Raw genomic sequence first — 19,388 nt, forward strand, 5'->3', positions numbered from 1 at the left:
AGGTCAGGACCACGTGAGAGGACAGAAGCCTGCATTTTGCCTTTAAACGTAGTCGGGATTTCTTAAAAATAATTTAAGAAGGGCATGAGGGGCTTTTTGGTGCTAGCCAGCGCGCCGGGGGGAGGGGGCCACCGTTGATTTCGGGCCGTCTGCCTTCGCGAGCAAGCGCTCCCAAAGGTCCTCTATCAACTTCGGTTTCTGGGACTGACGCAAAACATTGTGGGAGCGAGCTTGCTCGCGAATGCGTTGTACCAGGCGACCCTTGACTGTCAGGTCCGACGCCTTCGTGAGCAAGCTCACTCCCACATGACCTGTGTCAGACTCAGGTACACCGGTCACCCCCACATGACCCGTGTCAGACTACAGGCACACCGGTCACTGTCACATTTCCTGCCGCTTCAAACGCCTTTGCGATCGGATTCAGCGTCTGGCTGACGCAGCTCTTGCTTCAGCTTTTCGTCCAGCGCTTTCTTTTTGCCCTTCTTTTCCGGCGTTTCGCCTTCGCTGCGGATCTGCGCATGGCTGATCAACGCGAAGATGAAGCTGCCCCCAATGATGTTGCCACCCAGGGTCGGGCCTGCAAATGTGAGCCAGAAATCTTTCCACGGCAGTTCGCCGGCGAACACCAGGTACGAGACTTCCGCCGAGCCAACCACGATATGGGTGAAATCCCCCAATGCCATCAGGTAGGTGATCATCACGATGATGGCGACCTTGGCCGATTCCATGGACGGGATCATCCACACCATGGTGGCGATCATCCAGCCGGAAATGATGCCTTTGGAGAACATTTGCCAGGTGTCGTTCTCCATCACCTTGCGGCCGATTTCGAGGAAGGCCTGATCGGTCTTGGTGTCGAAGATCGGCAGGTGCAGCATGACGTAGGCCACCAGCAATGTGCCGCACAGGTTGCCCACCAGCACCACGGTCCACAGCCGCAACAGACGCACGACATTGTTCAGCGTCGGCTTGCTCATCACCGGCAACACGGCGGTCAGGGTGTTTTCGGTGAACAGCTGCTGCCGGGCAAGAATCACCGCCAGAAAGCCTGCGCAGTAGCCGAGGCTGGCTATGACCTTAAAGCCCTCGGCATCGGGCAGCCGCGAGTTCAACAACCCCATCGCCATCAGTGACAGGCCCATGGTCAACCCGGCTGCGAGGGCCGACCAGAACAGCGCAGCGACGTTGCGTTCCAGTTCCTGATCGCCCTGCATGCGGATCGTCTCGTGGAGGACGGCAGCGCGAGGTGGCTGATTTTCGTCGATATCGCGTTCTTCTTCCGGCGTCAGACCGGGGGTCTTGCCGTCTGGTTGGTTTTCCATGGTGATCCTTTGGGTGATTCAGTGCTCTTTGGCAGAGCATTCTGTTTGAGACGTTCGAGGGAGGCGGCGGCTGGCTTGCACATGCTTGCTGCGCGACACTGCTGCTTGAGACACAATCCGTTACCTGTCGTTCGCCAACGGCGGTAGCCTTTTCACTGACGTGGGAGATCCTCATTTGACCCTTCACATTCGCGACGCTACCCGTGCCGACGCCGCCGTCATCCTGGGCTTCATCACCGAGCTTGCGATCTATGAAAAAGCCGAGCACGAGGTAAAGGCCAGCGTCGCCGACATCGAGCGCAGCCTGTTCGACGAAACCTCGCCGGCCAAGGCGCTGATCTGCCTGCTGGACGGCCAGCCTATTGGTTTCGCGGTGTATTTCCTCAGCTACTCCACCTGGCTGGGCCGCAAGGGCCTGTACCTCGAGGATTTGTACGTGTCCGCCGCCCAACGGGGCGTCGGCGCCGGCAAGAAGCTGCTGCGCCATCTGGCCCGGATCGCCCACGACAGCGGCTGCGGCCGTCTTGAATGGAGCGTGCTGGACTGGAACCAGCCGGCGATCGACTTCTACAAATCCATCGGCGCCGAGCCCCAGGACGAGTGGGTGCGCTACCGGATGGAGGGGGAAGGGTTGGAGCGCTTTGCGCTGAGGGAGGGTTAGCGCGGTTTGTTGTAAAAGCTTGAATGCGGATGCGGATACCCCGCAGATGCATCTGCTGACCACTCCCACAGGTCCTCCGAACTGGCCGAAATATAGAGTCAGTCCACTATCCCGTGGGAGTCGAGCTTGCGCGCGAAGACTGACTTTCAGCCGCCAGAAAGTGGCTGAATGACCCGGCCTCTTCGCGAGCAAGCTCACTCCCACAGGTCCTACGAACTGGCCGAAATATAGAGTCAGTCCACTATCCCGTGGGAGTGACCGGGGTGGCGCTCCACCTTGCTCGCGAAGACTTACTTTTGGCCGCCAAAGAAAGTGGCTGAATGTCCCGGCCTCTTCGTGATCGAGGTGGAGCGCCACCCGGCCACTCCCACAGGGGCTGTGTGTTTATTCAGTGAGCTCCGCGCTTTCGATCCGGTTGACCCCCGCGAGGGCCATGTCTTTCCACGCCTGGTCCAGCGAGCCGTTCAGGTCAATGGCCTTGCACGCATCGGCGATCACCCAGGTGTTGAAACCCGCCGCCCGGGCGTCCAGCGCGGTCCAGGCCACGCAGAAATCCAGGGCCAGACCGACCACGAAGACGCTGTCGATGCCACGCTCGCTCAGATAACCGGCCAGCCCGGTGCGCGTCGTGCGGTCGGCTTCGACGAACGCTGAATAGCTGTCGATGCCTGCGTTGCAGCCCTTGCGCAGGATCAACTGCGCGTGGGGGATGTCCAGATCGGCATGCAACTGAGCACCGTGGCTGCCTTGCACGCAGTGATCGGGCCACAGTGTCTGCGCGCCGTAGGGCAGGGTGAGGCTGTCGAACGGCGCCCGCCCGGCATGGCTCGACGCAAACGACACATGCCCGCGCGGGTGCCAGTCCTGGGCCATGACCACGGTGCGAAACTGCGCGCCGAGGCGGTTGATCAGTGGCACCAGCGCGTCGCCTTCGGCCACCGCCAACGCGCCGCCGGGCATGAAGTCATATTGCATGTCGATCACCAGCAACGCGGCGCGCGGGTCGGAGGGCAATCGGGAAAGCGGCGTGGTCATCATTTGAGTCCTTGTTGCAATGAGTCCTGAGGCAATGAGTCGGTTCGCGATCAGGCAAACACGCGGATCGGCGCGCCAGCATGCCAGGCCTGAATGTCCTCGATCATCTGGCTGAAGAACATCCGGTAGTTGTTCTCGGTCACGTAGCCCACGTGGGGCGTGGCCAGGACGTTCGGCAGCGTGCGGAACGGGTGATCGGCCGGCAACGGCTCGACGCTGTAAACATCCAGCGCGGCGCCAGCGATTTTCTTATGCCTGAGCACCTCGATCAGCGCGTCTTCGTCGACGATCGGCCCGCGGGCGGTGTTCACCAGATACGCCGTCGGCTTCATCCGGTTCAGCGACTCGGCATCGACCAGCCCGCGGCTGCGCTCGCTGAGCACCAGATTCACCGACACCACGTCCGATTGCTCGAACAGTGCCTGTTTGCTGACGTACGTCACGCCATGCTCGGCCGCGCGTTCAGCGGTGAGGTTCTCGCTCCAGGCAATCACCTTCATGTCAAAGGCCTTGCCGTAGCGGGCGATCTTCTGGCCGATGCTGCCCAGCCCGACGATGCCCAGGGTCTTGCCATACAGGTCGCTGCCGATGCCGATCTGCCAGTCGCCCGCGCGCAGGGAGTTGGCTTCGTCCACCAGGTTGCGGGTCACGCCCATGATCAGCGCCCAGGTCAGTTCCGGCGCCGCGTACTTGTAGCTGTCGGTGCCGACCACGGTGATGCCCAGGCGCGCGGCGGCCTTGAGGTCCAGCGCCGCGTTGCGCATGCCGCCGGTGACCAGCAGCTTCAGGTTTGGCAGCTGACTGAGCAGGGCGTCATCGAAAACCGTGCGCTCGCGCATCACGCAAAGGATGTGAAAGTCCTTGAGGCGGGCGACCATGGCGTCTGTGTCAGCAGGGTAGTCATGCAGAAAACTGACCTCACCGATCGGTTGCAACACGGTCCAGTCCACAACGTTTTCGGCAACCGATTGCCAGTCGTCGAGTACGGCAATCTTCAGCCCGGAATCCTGGGTCATTGAGCGAGGCCTCGTTCAGCAGCGATGTTGGATTTTGTGGCGCTCACAGTACGCCTGCCCGCACGGCTCTGGAAGCCTGAAACCTCGTGGAATGGGCTTCTTTGTGGGAGCGACCGGGGGTGCTCCCACAGGGTTCAGCGGCGTGGTATCCGGATCCTGTGGGAGCGAGCTTGCTCGCGAAGATGCCAGTACCTGCGCTAAATGTCAGTTAAACAACCCCGCCGCGATGTTGATCGAGAACCCCAGAATCGACGTATTGAATACAAAGCCGATCAGCGACTGCGCCAGCACCACCTTGCGCAGGCCGCGGGTGGCGACGCCAACGTCGGAAGTCTGAACGGCGACGCTCAAGGTGAAGGAGAAATACAGAAAGTCCCAGTAGTCCGGGTTCTCTTCGCCATCGGCAAAGCGCAGCGCCGGCTTGTCGCCGCGCCAGGTGTAGAAAACCCGGGCGTAGTGCAGGCTGAAGACCACGCCGATCAGCAGCCACGAGCCAAGGATGGTGAAGCCGGTGAAGGCGTAATGCAGCGCTTTGTCGGCGTCCTTCATGTCCTGGATACCCGCGAGTTCCAGGATGATCGCCGCCAGGCTGGCAATCGCCGCCACGCAGACGACGAACAGCACTGTGCCGGCGTTCTCGTCCTCGATCTCGGCGACTCGGCGCACGTCATCCGCGCTGGATTTGAAGGTGCGGCGCATGATCATCGCCATGTACAGCCAGCCGGCGACGTTCCAGCCGATCAGGCATTTGCTGATCACCGAAATGTCGGGGGCGACGAACGCGCTGGCGATACCGGCAGCGACGCCGACAAGGGTGGCAATGGTCAGGCGAGGGTGGGTCTTGGCAAGGCGGGACATGGAGGACTTCACGGCAGTGTGATGCGCGAACAGTAGCACGCGGCCGCTACAGCAGATGATGAAGAAAAACGGCGCGCAAGGGGTTACGCGCCGGTCGCCATTTGGCAGTTTAGGTGAACCTGCCCGGTCGCCCTGTCCAGCCGTTTCTCAAGCGGCAGGGTTGACCGGTGTAAATCACGGGATCAGCGAACCAGACACGGCTGCTTGTTGTTGAACGTCCAGTTCGGCACCAGAAACTGCATCGCCACGCTGTCATCCCGCGCGCCAAGGCCCATGCCTTTGTACAGCTCATGGGCTTTGGCGACCTGATCCATGTCGATCTCGACGCCCAGCCCGGGCTTATTCGGCACCTGCACATTGCCGCCGATGATCTGCAGCGGCGCCTTGGTCAGACGCTGGCCGTCTTGCCAGATCCAGTGGGTGTCGATGGCGGTGATGTTGCCCGGCGCAGCGGCGGCCGCGTGGGTGAACATCGCCAGGGAAATATCGAAGTGGTTATTGGAGTGCGAACCCCAGGTCAGGCCCCACTCGTTGCACATCTGGGCGACGCGCACCGAACCTTGCATGGTCCAGAAGTGCGGGTCGGCCAGCGGGATGTCCACCGATTGGAGCTGGATGGCATGACCCATTTCGCGCCAGTCGGTGGCGATCATGTTGGTGGCCGTGCGCAGGCCGGTGGCGCGACGGAATTCAGCCATGACTTCGCGGCCCGAATAACCGTTCTCGGCGCCACACGGATCTTCGGCATAAGCCAGCACTTTGTGTTGATCGCGGCACAGACGCACTGCTTCTTTCAGCGACCAGGCGCCGTTGGGGTCGAGGGTAATGCGCGCTTTCGGGAAGCGTTCGGCCAGCGCCGTGACGGCTTCGATTTCCGCATCGCCGCTGAGCACGCCGCCCTTGAGCTTGAAGTCCTCGAAACCGTATTGAGCGTAAGCCGCCTCGGCCAGACGCACCACCGCTTCCGGGGTCAGCGCTTCTTCGTGACGAACGCGAAACCACTCGTTGTCCGCGTCAGCTTCGGTGCGATAGGGCAGGTTGGTTTTCGTCTGGTCACCGATGTAAAACAGGTAGCCCAGCATCTTCACTTCATCACGCTGCTGGCCTTCGCCGAGCAGCGCGGCGACTGGCACTTCCAGGTGCTGACCGAGCAAATCCAGCACCGCTGCTTCAATACCGGTGACTGCGTGGATGGTAATGCGCAGGTCGAAGGTCTGCAGGCCGCGCCCGCCGGCATCGCGTTCAGCAAAGGTGCGACGCACGTCGTTGAGTATCTTCTGGTAGTTGCCGATGCTGCTGCCGACCACCAGCGTGCGTGCGTCTTCGAGGGTCTGGCGGATTTTCTCGCCGCCGGGAATTTCACCCACGCCGGTGTGCCCGGCGTTGTCCTTGAGGATGACGATGTTGCGGGTGAAATACGGGCCGTGGGCGCCGCTGAGGTTAAGCAGCATGTCGTCGTGGCCGGCCACCGGAATGACCTGCATGTCGGTGATGACGGGGGTGCTGCCGGAAGTCTGTGTGTTCATCGCTAAATCCTTGTGAGTACCCAGCGCGGCGGGGGCGCTGTCTTTACGGGTTCAGAGCTTAGGGTTCAGATCGCCTGGCTCAGGTGTGGCTGGGCGTCACGTCGACCTTGGCCACTGGCACCGCGCCGGGCTTGGGCGTCGTGCGCACGGTGAACACCAGAATCGCGGCGATGATCGAGGTGACCGTCAGGCCATACAGGCCGCCCTGGATCGAACCGGTCTGCTGTTCGAGGATGCCGAAGGTGGTCGGCGCAACAAAACCGCCCAGGTTGCCCACCGAGTTGATCAGCGCGATGACACCCGCAGCGATCCGAGCATCCAGATAGCCCTGGGGGATCGGCCAGAACAGCGACGACGCCGACTTGAAGCCCATCGCCGCGAAGCAGATGGCGACGAAGGCGAACACCGGACCGCCCGTGGTCGACATGAACATCCCTGCTGCCGCGATCAACAAGGCCACGGCGACCCACGCCTGCTGGTGTTTCCACTTGGCCGACAGCGAGGCAAAACCGTACATGCAGACGATGGCGATGAACCACGGAATCGAGTTGAACAGGCCGACCTGGAAGTCGGTGAGGTCGCCCATCTTCTTGATGATGCTCGGCAGCCAGAACGTCGCCGCGTAAATCGTCAGCTGGATGAAGAAGTACATCAGGCAGAACAGGATGATCTGCGGGTCCTTGAGCAACTTGCCGATGGACAGCTTGACCGGGTTGGCCGCTTCGCGAGCCTTTTGTTCGGCGTCGATGGTGTTGACCAGCGCGTCTTTCTCGGCCTCGGTCAGCCATTTGGCGTCGTGGGGCTTGGAGTCGAGCCAGAACCAGACGAAGAAGCACAGGCCGACGGAGAACATGCCTTCGATGAAGTACATCCACTGCCAGCCGTGGAAGCCCAATGCATCAATCTGCAACAGCAGGCCGGAGAGCGGGCCGGAGATCACCGACGCAAAGGCCGAACCGCTGAGGAAGATGGCGATAGCCTTGCCACGCTCGACCCCGGGCAACCAGCGAGTGAAGTAGTAGATGACGCCCGGGAAGAACCCGGCTTCGGCCACGCCCAGCAAGAAGCGCAGGATATAGAAGTGGGTTTCAGTCTGGATGAACGCCATGCAGGCGGCAACGATGCCCCAGGTCAGCATGATGCGGGTCAGCCAGATGCGCGCGCCGACTTTCTGCAAGAGGATGTTGGAGGGGACTTCGAACATCGCATACGCGATGAAGAACAGGCCGGCACCGAAGCCGTAGGCGGCTGCGCCGATACCCAGATCATGTTCCATGTGACTACGTACGAAGCCGATGTTGACCCGGTCGATGTAGTTGACGATGAACATGATGACGAACAGCGGCAGGATGTGTCGTTTGACTTTCGAGACCGCCGATTGCAGGACGGAATCGGTGGCGTCATCCGCCCGTGATGAGGATGTGTTCACTCTGGTAACTCCCACTGATTATTTTTATGCGGGTGGTTAAGCACGTTGTGTGTGACAAGGTGTGTAGCCCTGTTGCCAGTCATCATACAAGTAACGATTGCTATGGCAACCGGATTTACAGGTGTTGCGGGAAGTATTTCGTCGGGCTAGGCTCGCCTGTCTGACAAGTTGAATGAGTGGGGGTGCGCTGCTGGGTGGCTCTGTTTTCGGGGCTTTGGCCGGTGTTGGTTGTGCATCAAGCAGGTGAGTGGGGGCGTGCATCGAGACTTCACCGTCAGGAAAATACAAGTGGAGGGCAGGCCTTAGCGGCCGCCGTTCTTTTCAGTACTTACAGGACGACCTTTTTGAACAGCACCGGACCCTTGCCACCCAAGCGACGCCAGCACAGCCTGGCGACGGACCTGGTCACCGACCTCAGCCAGCGAATCCTGATGGGCACCATTGCGCCCGGTGCGAAGTTGCCCTCGGAGAGCGAAATCGTCCGCGAGCATGGCGTGAGCCGCACCGTGGTGCGCGAGGCGATTTCCAAATTGCAGGCGTCTGGGCTGGTCGAAACCCATCAGGGCAAAGGCACCTACGTGCTGGCGCGCTCCGAGCAGAGCGGTCTGCACCTGAAGGTAGAAACCGCGTTCAGCGTGCGGCATATCATCGAGCTGCGCATGGGCCTGGAAACCCAGGCCGTCGCCCTGGCTGCGCAACGCCGGAGTCAGGCGCAGCTGACGGCGATGCGCGCCGCGCTGGATGATTATCAGGACCTGCTGGCCAAAGAGGACAGCTGCGTCGAAGCGGACCGGCGCTTTCATCTGCTGATCGCCGAGGCCACCGGCAATCCTTATTTCGTGGAGATCCTGCAGAACCTCGGCATCGCCGTGATACCTCGCAGCCGCATCGCCACCAGCGAACGGGCCGGGTCAAGCCTCACCCACAGTGCGTATCTGGCCAACCTCGAGCACGAAGCCATCCTCGCCGCCATCCGCCGCCAGGACCCCGACGCCGCCCGCGCCGCAATGTGGACTCACCTGAGCAACAGCCGGGAGCGGCTGGCGCCGGTGGAGTGATGGCAGGGGATTGTTGGGGGCTGCAGCAAATGAGAACGACTGCGGCCAATAGTGGACCGGCTCTAGCCGGGAAAGCGTCGGGCGTTACACCGCGAGATGTGTGGTGCTCAAGCTGGCCTCTTCCCGGCTGAATCCGGTCCCACTATTTGAACGCGGTCTTCCTGTGGGACTGGCTTTAGCCGGGAATGCGTCGTGCGTCACACCGCAAATCTGGGGGTGCTCAAGCTGGCCTCTTCCCGGCTAAAGCCGGTCCCACTATTTGAACGCGGTCATCCTGTGGGACTGGCTTTAGCCGGGAATGCGTCGTGCGTCATACCGCTAAATGTGTGTTGCTCACACGGGCCTCTTCCCGGCTGAAGCCGGTCCCACTATTTGAATGCGGTGTTCCTGTGGGACTGGCTTTAGCCGGGAAAGCGTCGGGCGTTACACCGCTAAATGTGTGTTGCTCACACGGGCCTCTTCCCGGCTGAAGCCGGTCCCACTATTTGAATGCGGTGCTCCTGTGGGACTGGCTTTAGCCGAGAATGCTTCGGGTGTGACACCGCGAGATGTGTGGTGCTCAAGCTGGCCTCTTTCCGGCTGAAGCCGGTCCCACTATTTGAATGCGGTGTTCCTGTGGGACTGGCTTTAGCCGGGAATGCGTCGGGCGTCACACCTCGAGATGTGTGGTGCTCAAGCTGGCCTCTTTCCGGCTAAAGCCGGTCCCACTATTTGAACGCGGTCATCCTGTGGGACTGGCTTTAGCCGGGAATGCGTCGGGCGTCACACCGCTAAATGTGTGTTGCTCACACGGGCCTCTTCCCGGCTGAAGCCGGTCCCACTATTTGAATGCGGTGCTCCTGTGGGACTGGCTTTAGCCGGGAATGCGTCGGGTGTGACACCGCGAGATGTGTGGTGCTCGGGCTGGCCTCTTCCCGGCTGAAGCCGGTCCTACTGCGTGCGCGGTCCCATTATGGGTATGCCAACACTTCCATCATCACCTCCGATTGCCACTCGAAATACGGGTTGAACGTCAGTCGCGCGAAGGCCTTGCCCGGTTCACGATGACCCCAATCCGAATACCATACCGGCTCGCCGTTCAGGCATATCTGCATGTCGGCGGAGGACTGGCCGTTCCAGCAGATCCGCTGGCTGCCATTCACCCCATACAACGGGTTTGCAGGCGAGAACATCAACCCCATGTGCGAGAACTGGGCGATCCGGTATTCCGGCAGGAAATCGTTGCGCACCCGCACTCTCTGGTTTTTCTGCGCCGGCGCCGGTTCGTTGCCGTACCAGATCAGCCGGCTGAGCGGGTGGGTGAAGCGCGCGTTGAAGGTGTCCAGCACATAACCGGTATCCAGCACCGAATCGTGCTCGGTGATGGCGACAAACACCGGTTTGTCATAGACCCCTTTGTCGAGGTGCTTCTGGGCCAACAAAGCGCTGCGATAAAACTGAGCGAAACCGTTGGTGGGCACGTTCAGGTAGCGCACCGGCGTCTGCATCGGGCGCACGCCATCGTCCGGTTTCGCCAGCCATGGGCGGAACCAGCCGATGTACTGAGTGACCCAGGCGTAGGTGTTTGCCGGTTTGAAGGCCGGAGAAAACAGCACCAGGCCGGCGATAGTCGGGTGCTCGTAGGCGTAATCCAGCACCAGGTTCGCCCCGGTGGAAAACCCGCCCAAATACACCGTCGGCACCTCCCGCTCAAGCATCTGCGTCTGCTCACGCACCACCTGCTGCCACTGTCTGAGCGTCACATCCAGCATGTCCGCCGGCTTGCTGCCATGCCCCGGCAGCAACACCGTGCGCACCAGAAACCCCTGCGCGGCGAGCGCCTCGCCGACGTCATTGAACGACCAAGGAGAGTCGCCGAGGCCATGGACCAGCAGAATCCCCCGTGTGGCTGGCCCGCTGGGTCGCCATTCCCGAGGTGCGTTCCACTCGATCTCGGCCGGGTGATCAGGCGTCTGAAAAGTCCGGTTCTGCTCCATCCAGGCGATGGTCTGCTGGCGATACTGGGCAAAACTCGCCTGCCCCAAAGGCATCTCGGTGGAGGCGCAGGCCTGAAGGGTCAGGGCGGAGAGGAGGAGGGTGAGACGGTGCAAGGCCAAATTGAGTTCTCGCGTGTTCAGATGTCCAGTTGATCGGGCCGAATGCCGAATGCCTGGGCGATTCTTTCTCGGGTCTGCTTGCGGGGACGCGCCACGGATTCCTGCTGGGCGTAGGCGGGTTGGGAGATACCGAGTCTTCCGGCGACAAGCTCTTGGGTCAGATCCAGATACTCGCGCCACGCCCGAATCGGCGTTGAACCGTCAACGATCCGGCTGACGACCTCATGAGGGATTAGATCATCCACACCGTGCTGGCTGACGTACTCTTCATAAGGGATGACCACGAAGGCGGGCTTGCCGTCCGGGCCGTTGATGATCTGGATGTTATGAGTAGGTGCGCTCATCGCTTTTTTTGACCTCCTGAACACTGACAATTTTGACCCCGCCGTCCCAGTCGAACAGAACACGATAGTCGCCAACTCTCAGGCGGTAGCCGCAGCTATGGCCAGCGAGAGATTTAACGTGGGTGACGTCCGGCATCGACTCCAGCTTGCTTACAGCGTCCCTGATTTGCACCTGATGCCTTAGTTGCAACTTGAGGAGTTGTTTCACGGCCTTCCTTGTCCATGCGATCGTATTCATGCGTCCTTATAAGACTTCCATAAGTCTGGCCTGGATATTACTTATAGTTGAAATCCCATGCTAGCGGCCAATCGCGCCGGGACCAAGATTCAGGCAGACTCCCTCCACCCACAAAAACAAGACCTGATGTGTATGAACCCTCAATCCCTTCGCTGTGCAGACACCCCTCATGTTCGCCCTTGATCACGCCCTGGCCCAGGACATCGTCGACCGGGCGATGGCGATTTTGCCGTGCAACGTCAACGTCATGGATTACCTGGGCATCATCATCGGCAGCGGCGAGGCAGAGCGGTTGTACACCCGACACGAAGGGGCGCAGCTGGTGCTTGCCAACAGCCGCGTGGTGGAGATCGATTCGCACACGGCCCGCCAGCTCGATGGCGTGCGGCCGGGGGTGAATTTGCCGTTGATGCTGGATCAGAAACTGATCGGCGTGCTCGGCATCACCGGCGAGCCTGATGAGGTGCGGGTCTACGCGGAGCTGGTGAAGATGACCGCCGAGATGCTCATGGAGCACCGACGTCAGCAGGCCGATCAACAGTGGCGGCATCAGCGCAGTGAAGACCTGCTGTCGCGGCTGTTGCTCGGCGAAAGTGCTGCCCATCTGGTCGCCGAGGCTGAGCAGTTGGGCTTGCAGCCGCAGTTGCCGCGTCAGGCCGTGCTGCTTGAGCTCCCCGAAGCCGCGACCTATGCCGGTGTGATGAGTGCGTGGCTGATGGGGCGATACGCCAACAGCTGGTGTCTGCCCTGTGAGCCGGGGTTGATCTACTGGTGCCGCGCCCTAGGAAGGGACCGCGACGACGCCTTGCTGCTGGAGCTTTTCGACGAACAAGACTGGCCCGTACAGCGCATGGCGACCGTCGAGCCTTCATCTGATCTGGCCTCCCTGCGCGCCGCCTGCACCGCCGCTCGCGACCTGCTCGATTACGCACGTCACCTGCGACCAGCCGTCAAACTGCTGCGTCTGGCCAGCCATCGCGTCGCGCTGCTGTTCTGGCGCAATCGCCACGACTGGTTGGCCGAAGGCATCGCAGAACCCATCAAGCGCCTGCACGACAACCCGCAGCTGCTCGACACCCTGCGCGCCTGGTTCGATTACAGTGGCGAAAGCCAGGCCTGCGCCGATGCGCTGGGCATCCATCGCAACAGCCTGCGTTACCGGCTCGAGAAAATCACCGAACTGACCGGGTGCGACCCCTACCAGACCGAAGACCTCCTGCGCCTGTACCTTGGCGCGCAGATGGTGGCCAGGTAAGGCGCTGGCTCAGCGTTGTTCGTATGAACAACCGAGCCAGCCGTCTGTTGTGCAAGCGTAAGGCGGTAAAGTTTCTTCAGGGTGCGAAGATCGGCCATCAGACAAGGAGAACAATATGAAAATCGTCATCGCCCCGGACTCGTTCAAAGACAGCCTCAGCGCCCAAAGTGTCGCCCACGCCATCGCCGCCGGGCTCATCGATGTCTGGCCGGACGCGCAATTGATTGAGTGCCCGATGGCCGATGGCGGCGAGGGCACCATCGAAGCGGTACTGGCCGCCTGCGACGGTGAGTGGATGAGCAATCAGGTCCGCGGACCGCTTGCTCACCCGGTGCAGGCGCAGTGGGGCTGGCTGGCGGATACGCGCACGGCGATCATCGAAATGGCCATGGCCAGCGGTCTGCAACTGCTGAGCCTGGACCAGCGCGACGCAACCATTACCAGTACGTTTGGTACCGGCGAGCTGATCAAGGCCGCGCTGGATGCCGGCGCCGAGCGGGTGATTCTGGCCATCGGCGGCAGCGCGACCAATGATGCCGGCACCGGCATGCTCTCGGCGCTGGGTGCGCGCTTCCTTGACCGCGACGACCAGCCTCTCCCGGCCGGCGGTCTGTCGCTGGCGCAACTGGCGCGCATCGAGCTGACCGGGCTCGACCCGCGCTTGAACAGCGTGCAGTTCGAGGTCGCCGCCGACGTCAACAATCCCCTGTGCGGCCTGCAAGGCGCTTCGCACATCTTTGGCCCGCAGAAGGGCGCGTCCCCCGAACAGGTGCTGGCGCTGGACACCGCCCTGGGGCATTTCGCCGAGCACTCGGCTCAGGCACTGGGTCGGGACGACAGCGAATACCCGGGAAGCGGCGCGGCAGGCGGCATGGGGTTCGCCGCCAAGGCCTATCTGAATGCATCGTTCCGTCCCGGCGTGGAGGTGGTCGCTGACCTGACCGGGCTGGCCGAGGCACTGCAGTGCGCCGACCTGGTGATCACGGGCGAAGGCCGCTTCGACGCCCAGACCCTGCGCGGCAAAACCCCCTTCGGCGTCGCCCGGATGGCGCAGCGCAACAACGTGCCGGTCATCGTGCTGGCCGGGACACTGGGGGAGGGCTACGCCGACCTGTATGCCCACGGCATCAGCGCCGCGTTCGCCGTGACCAGCGGGCCGATGACGCTGGAGTTAGCCTGCGCCAATGCGGCGGCCCTGCTCCATGATCGCGCGCGGGATATCGCCCGGGTGTGGGCCCTCGCAGCCCGCTAAAGATTCGCCTGAGCGGTCGCCTCGATCAGGCGGTTTTCAGCTGCATCAGCGGAATGGGCTTGCGCATCAGTGTGCCCACCAGCACCGCGGCCAACAGTGCGATCAGGCCCGACACCCACAGCACCGAGCCGAAGCCCGAGACAAAGGCCTCCCGGGCCAGCGGCTGAATCATTCCGCGGGCGCTGGCATCGATCGTTTGCAGCGCAGCGTTCATGTCCCCGGCCACCGCACGGGAGGCGATGTGCTCGGCCTGATCGAGGAGGTCGGGCGCAGCGGTCGCCAGTGTGTCTTTCAGCGACCCGAGCGTGTGACTGGCGAGCAGCGCGCCGTAGACGCCGATCGCCAGCATGATCGCGCTGAACCGCATGGTTGTGCTCATCCCCGATGCCATGCCGGTGCGTTCGCGGGGTACGCAGGCCATGATGTTTTTCTGGGTGTCGCCATTGAGCAAGCCCGCCCCCGCACCGGTCACCGCCATCGCCGCAGCGAATGCCGGGTAGCCGCCCATTCCGGTGGCCCAGGCGCACAGCACGTTGCCGATGCCCACAAGGGTCAGGCCCAGCGCCATCATGGCGGCCGGCGAAAGATGACGTGAGATTGTCGGCCCGAAGCGCGGCAACAGCAGCATGGTGATTGCGAACGGCAGCATGCCCAGCCCCGAGCCGATGGCGCTGAAGCCCAGGCCGTTCTGCAGGTAAAACGGCAGCAGGGTCATCATCACCTGGGCGCAGCCGGCGTACGCGAACATGCCGAGCAGGGCACCGATGAAGCGCGGGTATTTGAACAGCTGCAAGTCGACCATCGGCCGGCGTTGCAGGCGCTCGGCGATGACGAACAGCGCGAGCAGCACCGCCCCGGCGGCCAGACGCATGGAGGTGAGCGGGTGGTCCCAGCCGATTCGGTTGGCTTCGATCAGGCCCCAGATCAGGCTCAGCAGGCTGGCACTGAAAAACAGGCTGCCCCACGGATCAAGCCGCGCTGACTGCTCGTTGCGCGATTCCTCAATGTTACCCATGACCATCACCAGCAGCCCCAGACCCACCGGCAGGTTGAGGTAGAAAATCCAGCGCCAGCCGACCAGTTCGGCGATCAGCCCGCCGACCGTGGGCGCTGCAGTCATGGCCACGCCCATACAGGCTCCCCAGAACGCCCAGGCTTTGGCGCGCTCGGCTTCATCATGGAAAACGTGGCCGATGGTCGCCAGCGCCGAGGTCAGCAGCAAGGCCGCGCCCACGCCCTTGAGCGCACGGGCAATGTCGAGAAATAGAATGTCCGGCGCCGCCCCGCAGCCCAGCGACGCCAGGATGAACAGCACCAGCCCGCTGATCAGCATGCGCTTGCGCCCAAAACGATCGGCCAGGCTGCCCGCCGGCAGCAACAGCGCTGCGAAGGCCAGCATGTAGGCGCTGACCACCCACTCGATGTCGGCAAACCCGGCACCCAGATCACGCGCGATGCTCGGCAGGGTCACGGCGACAATGTTGGTGTCGAGCACGATCAACGCGCACACGCCGGAGGCCGTGAGCAGGGTCATGCGAGGGCTGGGTCGAGACATTTAAGGGCTCCGGTGGCTGTTAGGTGCTGGCTAACACAGGTGGTGACTACATTGGGTGGGGCGGTTCTTCGCCGGAACAGAGTAAGCGGATATGCCCTATGCTCTGTTACCCGCGCCCCGCGTTTTGATTACCTGCCAGGTAACGCTCCATGGAAATCCGCCACTTTCGCTACTTTCTGGCCGTCGCCCGTCATCGGCATTTCACTCGCGCCGCCGAGCAACTGGGCATCGCGCCGCCCACGCTGACGCGGCAGATCCAGGACCTGGAAAACGCGCTGGGCACCCGGTTGTTTCTCCGTGAACAGCGAGAGGTGAGGCTGACGGAAGCAGGACGCGCGTTGCAGATCGAGGCCGAACTGGCGGTGCGTCAGTTTGAGACCGCCCAGTACAACGTCCAGCGCGCCGGCCGTGGCGAGGCCGGCCGGATCGAGTTGGGCTACGTCGCTTCGGCGGTGTTCTCCGGCGTGTTGCAGCAGCACGTCAGTCAGTTTCGTCAGCGCTATGCGGACATTGAATTCAACATCAACGAGCACCTGATGCCGACACTGCCGCGGCTGATCGAGGAGGGGCGGCTGGACGTGGGTTTCATCCGCTCGCCCATGCAGTTGCCCGATTCCTTGAGCGCCGTGTCGTTGCTGACGGAGGGTTTTGCCCTGGCACTGTCGGACAGCTCATGGCTTTGTAAACTGAAGGTGATCAACACGGTGAACCTGCAGAACGAGACGTTCATCCTCCCCGAGCAGATTTCCGGCACGCTGGAGGTGGCGGCCCATGGCGGTTTCGCGCCGACGCTGGGTCCGCAGCCGGGAGGGCTGGTGTCGGTGATTGCGCTGGTGAGTCTTGGCCAGGGGGTGGCGGTGGTGCCGGAGTCGGTGGTGGATCACATTCGTTTGCCGAATGTGGTGTATCGGCGGATTGAGGATTGTCAGCCGAGCTCGTCGTTGTCGCTGATCCACCGACGCCACGAAAAGGCCCCGGCGGTGATCAGGTTTGTTGAGTACGTCAAAGGCGCGCGCGCGCCTTAGACTCAATCGCGCACGATTGCGTGGTGCGGCTGAGAGGAGATCAAGAGCGTCTGCCTGGGGGCAGGCTGTTTCGCCTTTGGCGAGTTACTTGATAAAGCCCCAAGTAACCAAGGGCTTGTGCTCCTGGTTGGGCCCTTCCTTCGTCAGGGTTCCTTCACTCCGGTCCCGCTCCATGGGCCCGCGCCGAACGGACATCCATGTCCTGACGGCGCTCTCGCCGCATCCCTGCGGCTCGGCCCACTGCGCGAGACCTGCGTTCAGCCTGCACCCAAGTCGCGATTCGCGGCGTCTGGACTTCTTGCGTACGAAGACCAAAAGCAAAATCGAGGGCAAAAACAAAGGCTTCCCGGCTAAAGCCAGTCCTACGGGGGTGCGCGGTCTGTTAGTGGGACCGGCTTTAGCCGGGAAGGGGCCGGTTTTTTCACCATCAATTCTGATCGTTCCCACGCTCCGCGTGGTAACGCCGCCCCGGACGCTCCGCGTCCCGCAGACGACGCGCATTCAGGCCGGGTGAGGTGACGCGGAGCGTCACGGGATGCACTCCCACGCGGAGCGTGGGAACGATCAAACGGCGGGTACTCGTAGGACCGGCTTTAGCCGGGAAGCTCTTGATCTGCTTCTGATCTGCTCTTGCTCTTCATACGCAAAAAACCCAGACACCACAAATCGCGACTTGGGTGCAGGCTGAGCGCAGGTTTCGCGGAGTGGGCCGAGCGGCATGGATGCCGCGAGAGCCGCCCCCCGCCATGGATGGCGGATGGCGGCGGGCCCACGGAGCGGGACCGGAGTGAAGGAACCCCGAGGAACGAGGGGCCCAACCAGGAGCAAGCACCCTTGGTTACTTGGGGATGGTGCGACTTTCGACTTTTCCAAATAACTCGGCGAAGCCGAAACAGTCTGCCCCCAGGCAGACGCCCTTGATCTTGATTCTGATCTAGATCTAGATCTTGATCTAATCAGGCAACGCCTAAGCCTTCGCAGGCTCAGGCACCCGCCCATAAACATCGGTAAACCGTACGATGTCGTCTTCTCCCAGATACTCACCGCTCTGCACCTCGATCATCACCAGATCAATCACCCCCGGGTTGACCAGCCGATGGGTATGCCCCGGTTTGATGAACGTCGACTCATTGGTGTCGAGCATAAACTCATCTTCCCCGTTAGTGACCCGAGCCATGCCGCTGACAACAATCCAGTGCTCGCTGCGGTGGTGATGCATCTGCAGCGACAAAGACGCCTGCGGTTTCACCACGATGCGCTTGATCTTGAAGCGCTTGCCTTCCTCCAGCACCGTGTAAGTGCCCCACGGTCTGGTCACGGTGTTGTGCAGCAGGTACGCCGGATGGCCCTGACGCTTGAGCTCCTGGGCGATGACCTTCACTTCCTGACTGCGATCTGCATCGGCGATCAACAAAGCGTCCGGGGTGTCGATGATGATCAAGTTGTCCAGACCCACCGCACCCACCAGTCGCTTCTTCGAGTCGATGTAGCAGTTGGTCACGTCGTGCAACACCACCTCGCCGTTGCATCGGTTGCCATTTTCATCGGCCGCACTCAGCTCGCGAATGGCCTGCCACGAACCGATGTCGCTCCAGCCCATCTCGCACGGCACCACCGCGACCTTTTGCGAGCGCTCCATCAACGCGTAGTCGATGGAAATGTCCGGCGCCAGGGCGAAGGTCGTGCTGTCCAGCTCGATCTGCAGTTCGTTGCGGCCTTCCTTGCTGCTGCACTGCGCCAGGCAATCGCGCACCGCGGCCAGAAGCGCCGGTGCATGACTTTCCAGCTCGGCCAGCAGCACATCGACGCGCATGCAGAACATGCCAGCGTTCCACAAATGCAGCCCACCCTCGACATAGTTCTGGGCGGTGACGGCATCGGGTTTCTCGACGAAACGCGCCACCTGATAGGCCTCGCCGCTGAGGGCCTGGCCTTTCTCGATGTAGCCAAAGCCGGTTTCGGCGCGGGAGGGAACCAGCCCGAACGTCACCAGCCAGCCCTGGTCGGCCAGCTTGCGTGCGCTCTGCACGGCGGTCTCGAAGGCGGCAACGTCAGTGATCAACTGATCCGCCGGCAGAATCAACAGCTGCGCGTCATCGCCGTAACGCGCCTGAACATGCAGCGCTGCGGCCGCGATGGCAGGGGCCGTGTTGCGGCCGAACGGTTCGAGCAGAAACTCCAGCGAACGCTGCCGTTTGTTCAGCAGCCGGTAGTCATCCACGGTGCGGAAATACACGTCCCGGTTGGTGACGGTGAGCACGCTTTCGACACCGTCCAGCTGGCTGGCGCGGTTGAACGTCTTTTGCAGCAGGCTTTCGCCGTCCGGCAAGCGCATGAAGGGTTTGGGCATCGCCTCCCGTGAAACGGGCCATAGCCGGGTGCCGGCGCCGCCAGCAATAATGCAGGGAATCAGTTGCATGTGGGTTTTCGCCTTTTCGATCCGTGAATCAATGACAGGGCCGCAATCCAGGCGATCACATTAAAAGTCAATTTACTGACTTTTAAGTGAGTCCTGTGCAAATTAGCCAATTATTTGTCGATTAAGCGCTTTCCGCCCGTGGTTTTCAAGGGGCTGTAACGCAGAAGTAACGCCTCTCGTCCCCTAATTACGGCACGCAAGGCGGCAACCTCATGGGCGTGCACGGAGATGAATGTCGCGTGCTGGCAAGGACTGCACACGTAAGTCCCCGCCGCTCAAGGCTTTTTGCCATCACCGAC

General features: G+C 61.9%; 16 protein-coding genes. 5 read left to right on the forward strand and 11 right to left on the reverse strand.

Annotated elements, in window-relative coordinates:
* Positions 1 to 398: 398 nt before the first annotated feature.
* Positions 399 to 1,322, reverse strand: a complete 924-nt coding sequence (locus AC3ISG_RS09205; RefSeq protein WP_489299061.1) for a formate/nitrite transporter family protein — start codon at positions 1,320 to 1,322, stop codon at positions 399 to 401.
* A gap of 175 nt (positions 1,323 to 1,497) precedes the next feature.
* Between AC3ISG_RS09205 and AC3ISG_RS09210 the strand changes: the two genes are divergently transcribed.
* Positions 1,498 to 1,983 (forward strand): GNAT family N-acetyltransferase, encoded by a 486-nt coding sequence (locus tag AC3ISG_RS09210; RefSeq protein WP_489299062.1) that lies wholly within the window; start codon positions 1,498 to 1,500, stop codon positions 1,981 to 1,983.
* A 384-nt stretch (positions 1,984 to 2,367) separates the two neighbouring features.
* Here AC3ISG_RS09210 and pncA read toward each other — a convergent pair whose 3' ends face one another.
* The 5 genes from pncA to AC3ISG_RS09235 form a co-directional block, all read right to left on the reverse strand.
* The gene (gene pncA / locus AC3ISG_RS09215) at positions 2,368 to 3,018 is read right to left on the reverse strand and encodes a bifunctional nicotinamidase/pyrazinamidase (RefSeq protein ID WP_489299063.1); all 651 of its coding nucleotides are present in this window, start codon (positions 3,016 to 3,018) and stop codon (positions 2,368 to 2,370) included.
* Positions 3,019 to 3,068: 50 nt separating this feature from the next.
* Positions 3,069 to 4,034, reverse strand: coding sequence for a D-2-hydroxyacid dehydrogenase family protein (locus AC3ISG_RS09220; protein ID WP_489299064.1), 966 nt, complete (start codon positions 4,032 to 4,034; stop codon positions 3,069 to 3,071).
* Between the two features lie 204 nt (positions 4,035 to 4,238).
* Positions 4,239 to 4,892: a DUF1345 domain-containing protein gene (locus AC3ISG_RS09225; RefSeq protein ID WP_122625392.1), complete on the reverse strand. Its 654-nt coding sequence runs from the start codon at positions 4,890 to 4,892 to the stop codon at positions 4,239 to 4,241.
* A gap of 182 nt (positions 4,893 to 5,074) precedes the next feature.
* A complete protein-coding gene (gene gudD, locus AC3ISG_RS09230; protein WP_489299065.1) occupies positions 5,075 to 6,418 on the reverse strand; it encodes a glucarate dehydratase in 1,344 nt (447 codons plus the stop codon).
* A 79-nt stretch (positions 6,419 to 6,497) separates the two neighbouring features.
* Positions 6,498 to 7,847: an MFS transporter gene (locus tag AC3ISG_RS09235; protein ID WP_065988596.1), complete on the reverse strand. Its 1,350-nt coding sequence runs from the start codon at positions 7,845 to 7,847 to the stop codon at positions 6,498 to 6,500.
* Between the two features lie 344 nt (positions 7,848 to 8,191).
* On the opposite strand from AC3ISG_RS09235, the gene AC3ISG_RS09240 reads away from it, so the two are divergent.
* Positions 8,192 to 8,905 carry a FadR/GntR family transcriptional regulator gene (locus AC3ISG_RS09240; RefSeq protein ID WP_122534482.1) on the forward strand — a complete coding sequence of 238 codons (714 nt, stop codon included), beginning with the start codon at positions 8,192 to 8,194 and terminating at the stop codon, positions 8,903 to 8,905.
* 950 nt (positions 8,906 to 9,855) lie between these two features.
* On the opposite strand, the gene AC3ISG_RS09245 is transcribed toward AC3ISG_RS09240, so the two are convergent.
* The 3 genes from AC3ISG_RS09245 to AC3ISG_RS09255 form a co-directional block, all read right to left on the reverse strand.
* Positions 9,856 to 10,935 carry an alpha/beta hydrolase gene (locus AC3ISG_RS09245; RefSeq protein WP_489299486.1) on the reverse strand — a complete coding sequence of 360 codons (1,080 nt, stop codon included), beginning with the start codon at positions 10,933 to 10,935 and terminating at the stop codon, positions 9,856 to 9,858.
* Positions 10,936 to 11,018: 83 nt separating this feature from the next.
* Positions 11,019 to 11,345, reverse strand: a complete 327-nt coding sequence (locus AC3ISG_RS09250) for a helix-turn-helix domain-containing protein (protein WP_122625390.1) — start codon at positions 11,343 to 11,345, stop codon at positions 11,019 to 11,021.
* Positions 11,326 to 11,583: a type II toxin-antitoxin system RelE family toxin gene (locus AC3ISG_RS09255; RefSeq protein ID WP_489299066.1), complete on the reverse strand. Its 258-nt coding sequence runs from the start codon at positions 11,581 to 11,583 to the stop codon at positions 11,326 to 11,328. The genes AC3ISG_RS09250 and AC3ISG_RS09255 overlap by 20 nt, the downstream gene beginning before the upstream one ends.
* Positions 11,584 to 11,752: 169 nt before the next feature.
* Between AC3ISG_RS09255 and AC3ISG_RS09260 the strand changes: the two genes are divergently transcribed.
* Complete coding sequence (locus AC3ISG_RS09260; RefSeq protein WP_489299067.1) at positions 11,753 to 12,838, forward strand: CdaR family transcriptional regulator; 1,086 nt, start codon at positions 11,753 to 11,755, stop codon at positions 12,836 to 12,838.
* Positions 12,839 to 12,953: 115 nt separating this feature from the next.
* Positions 12,954 to 14,090, forward strand: coding sequence for a glycerate kinase (locus AC3ISG_RS09265; protein ID WP_489299068.1), 1,137 nt, complete (start codon positions 12,954 to 12,956; stop codon positions 14,088 to 14,090).
* 25 nt (positions 14,091 to 14,115) lie between these two features.
* Here the strand turns inward: AC3ISG_RS09265 and AC3ISG_RS09270 are convergent, their stop codons facing one another.
* The gene (locus AC3ISG_RS09270) at positions 14,116 to 15,645 is read right to left on the reverse strand and encodes an MFS transporter (protein WP_489299069.1); all 1,530 of its coding nucleotides are present in this window, start codon (positions 15,643 to 15,645) and stop codon (positions 14,116 to 14,118) included.
* A gap of 149 nt (positions 15,646 to 15,794) precedes the next feature.
* Here AC3ISG_RS09270 and AC3ISG_RS09275 point away from each other — a divergent pair, with 149 nt between their 5' ends.
* A complete protein-coding gene (locus AC3ISG_RS09275) occupies positions 15,795 to 16,670 on the forward strand; it encodes a LysR family transcriptional regulator (RefSeq protein WP_489299070.1) in 876 nt (291 codons plus the stop codon).
* Between the two features lie 967 nt (positions 16,671 to 17,637).
* Here the strand turns inward: AC3ISG_RS09275 and AC3ISG_RS09280 are convergent.
* On the reverse strand, positions 17,638 to 19,089 hold the full coding sequence (locus AC3ISG_RS09280; protein ID WP_489299071.1) for a mannose-1-phosphate guanylyltransferase/mannose-6-phosphate isomerase: 1,452 nt from the start codon (positions 19,087 to 19,089) through the stop codon (positions 17,638 to 17,640).
* Positions 19,090 to 19,388 lie beyond the last annotated feature (299 nt).

This window comes from Pseudomonas sp. GL_135, assembly GCF_057834665.1.

Excerpts from the sequence above, each read along its gene's own strand:
- AC3ISG_RS09205 (WP_489299061.1), bottom strand. The coding sequence starts at position 1,322 with ATGGAAAACCAACCAGACGGCAAGACCCCCGGTCTGACGCCGGAAGAA.
- pncA (WP_489299063.1), bottom strand. The coding sequence starts at position 3,018 with ATGACCACGCCGCTTTCCCGATTGCCCTCCGACCCGCGCGCCGCGTTG.
- AC3ISG_RS09220 (WP_489299064.1), bottom strand. The coding sequence starts at position 4,034 with ATGACCCAGGATTCCGGGCTGAAGATTGCCGTACTCGACGACTGGCAA.
- AC3ISG_RS09225 (WP_122625392.1), bottom strand. The coding sequence starts at position 4,892 with ATGTCCCGCCTTGCCAAGACCCACCCTCGCCTGACCATTGCCACCCTT.
- gudD (WP_489299065.1), bottom strand. The coding sequence starts at position 6,418 with ATGAACACACAGACTTCCGGCAGCACCCCCGTCATCACCGACATGCAG.
- AC3ISG_RS09245 (WP_489299486.1), bottom strand. The coding sequence starts at position 10,935 with ATGCCTTTGGGGCAGGCGAGTTTTGCCCAGTATCGCCAGCAGACCATC.
- AC3ISG_RS09250 (WP_122625390.1), bottom strand. The coding sequence starts at position 11,345 with ATGAGCGCACCTACTCATAACATCCAGATCATCAACGGCCCGGACGGC.
- AC3ISG_RS09255 (WP_489299066.1), bottom strand. The coding sequence starts at position 11,583 with ATGAATACGATCGCATGGACAAGGAAGGCCGTGAAACAACTCCTCAAG.
- AC3ISG_RS09260 (WP_489299067.1), top strand. The coding sequence starts at position 11,753 with ATGTTCGCCCTTGATCACGCCCTGGCCCAGGACATCGTCGACCGGGCG.
- AC3ISG_RS09265 (WP_489299068.1), top strand. The coding sequence starts at position 12,954 with ATGAAAATCGTCATCGCCCCGGACTCGTTCAAAGACAGCCTCAGCGCC.
- AC3ISG_RS09270 (WP_489299069.1), bottom strand. The coding sequence starts at position 15,645 with ATGTCTCGACCCAGCCCTCGCATGACCCTGCTCACGGCCTCCGGCGTG.
- AC3ISG_RS09275 (WP_489299070.1), top strand. The coding sequence starts at position 15,795 with ATGGAAATCCGCCACTTTCGCTACTTTCTGGCCGTCGCCCGTCATCGG.
- AC3ISG_RS09280 (WP_489299071.1), bottom strand. The coding sequence starts at position 19,089 with ATGCAACTGATTCCCTGCATTATTGCTGGCGGCGCCGGCACCCGGCTA.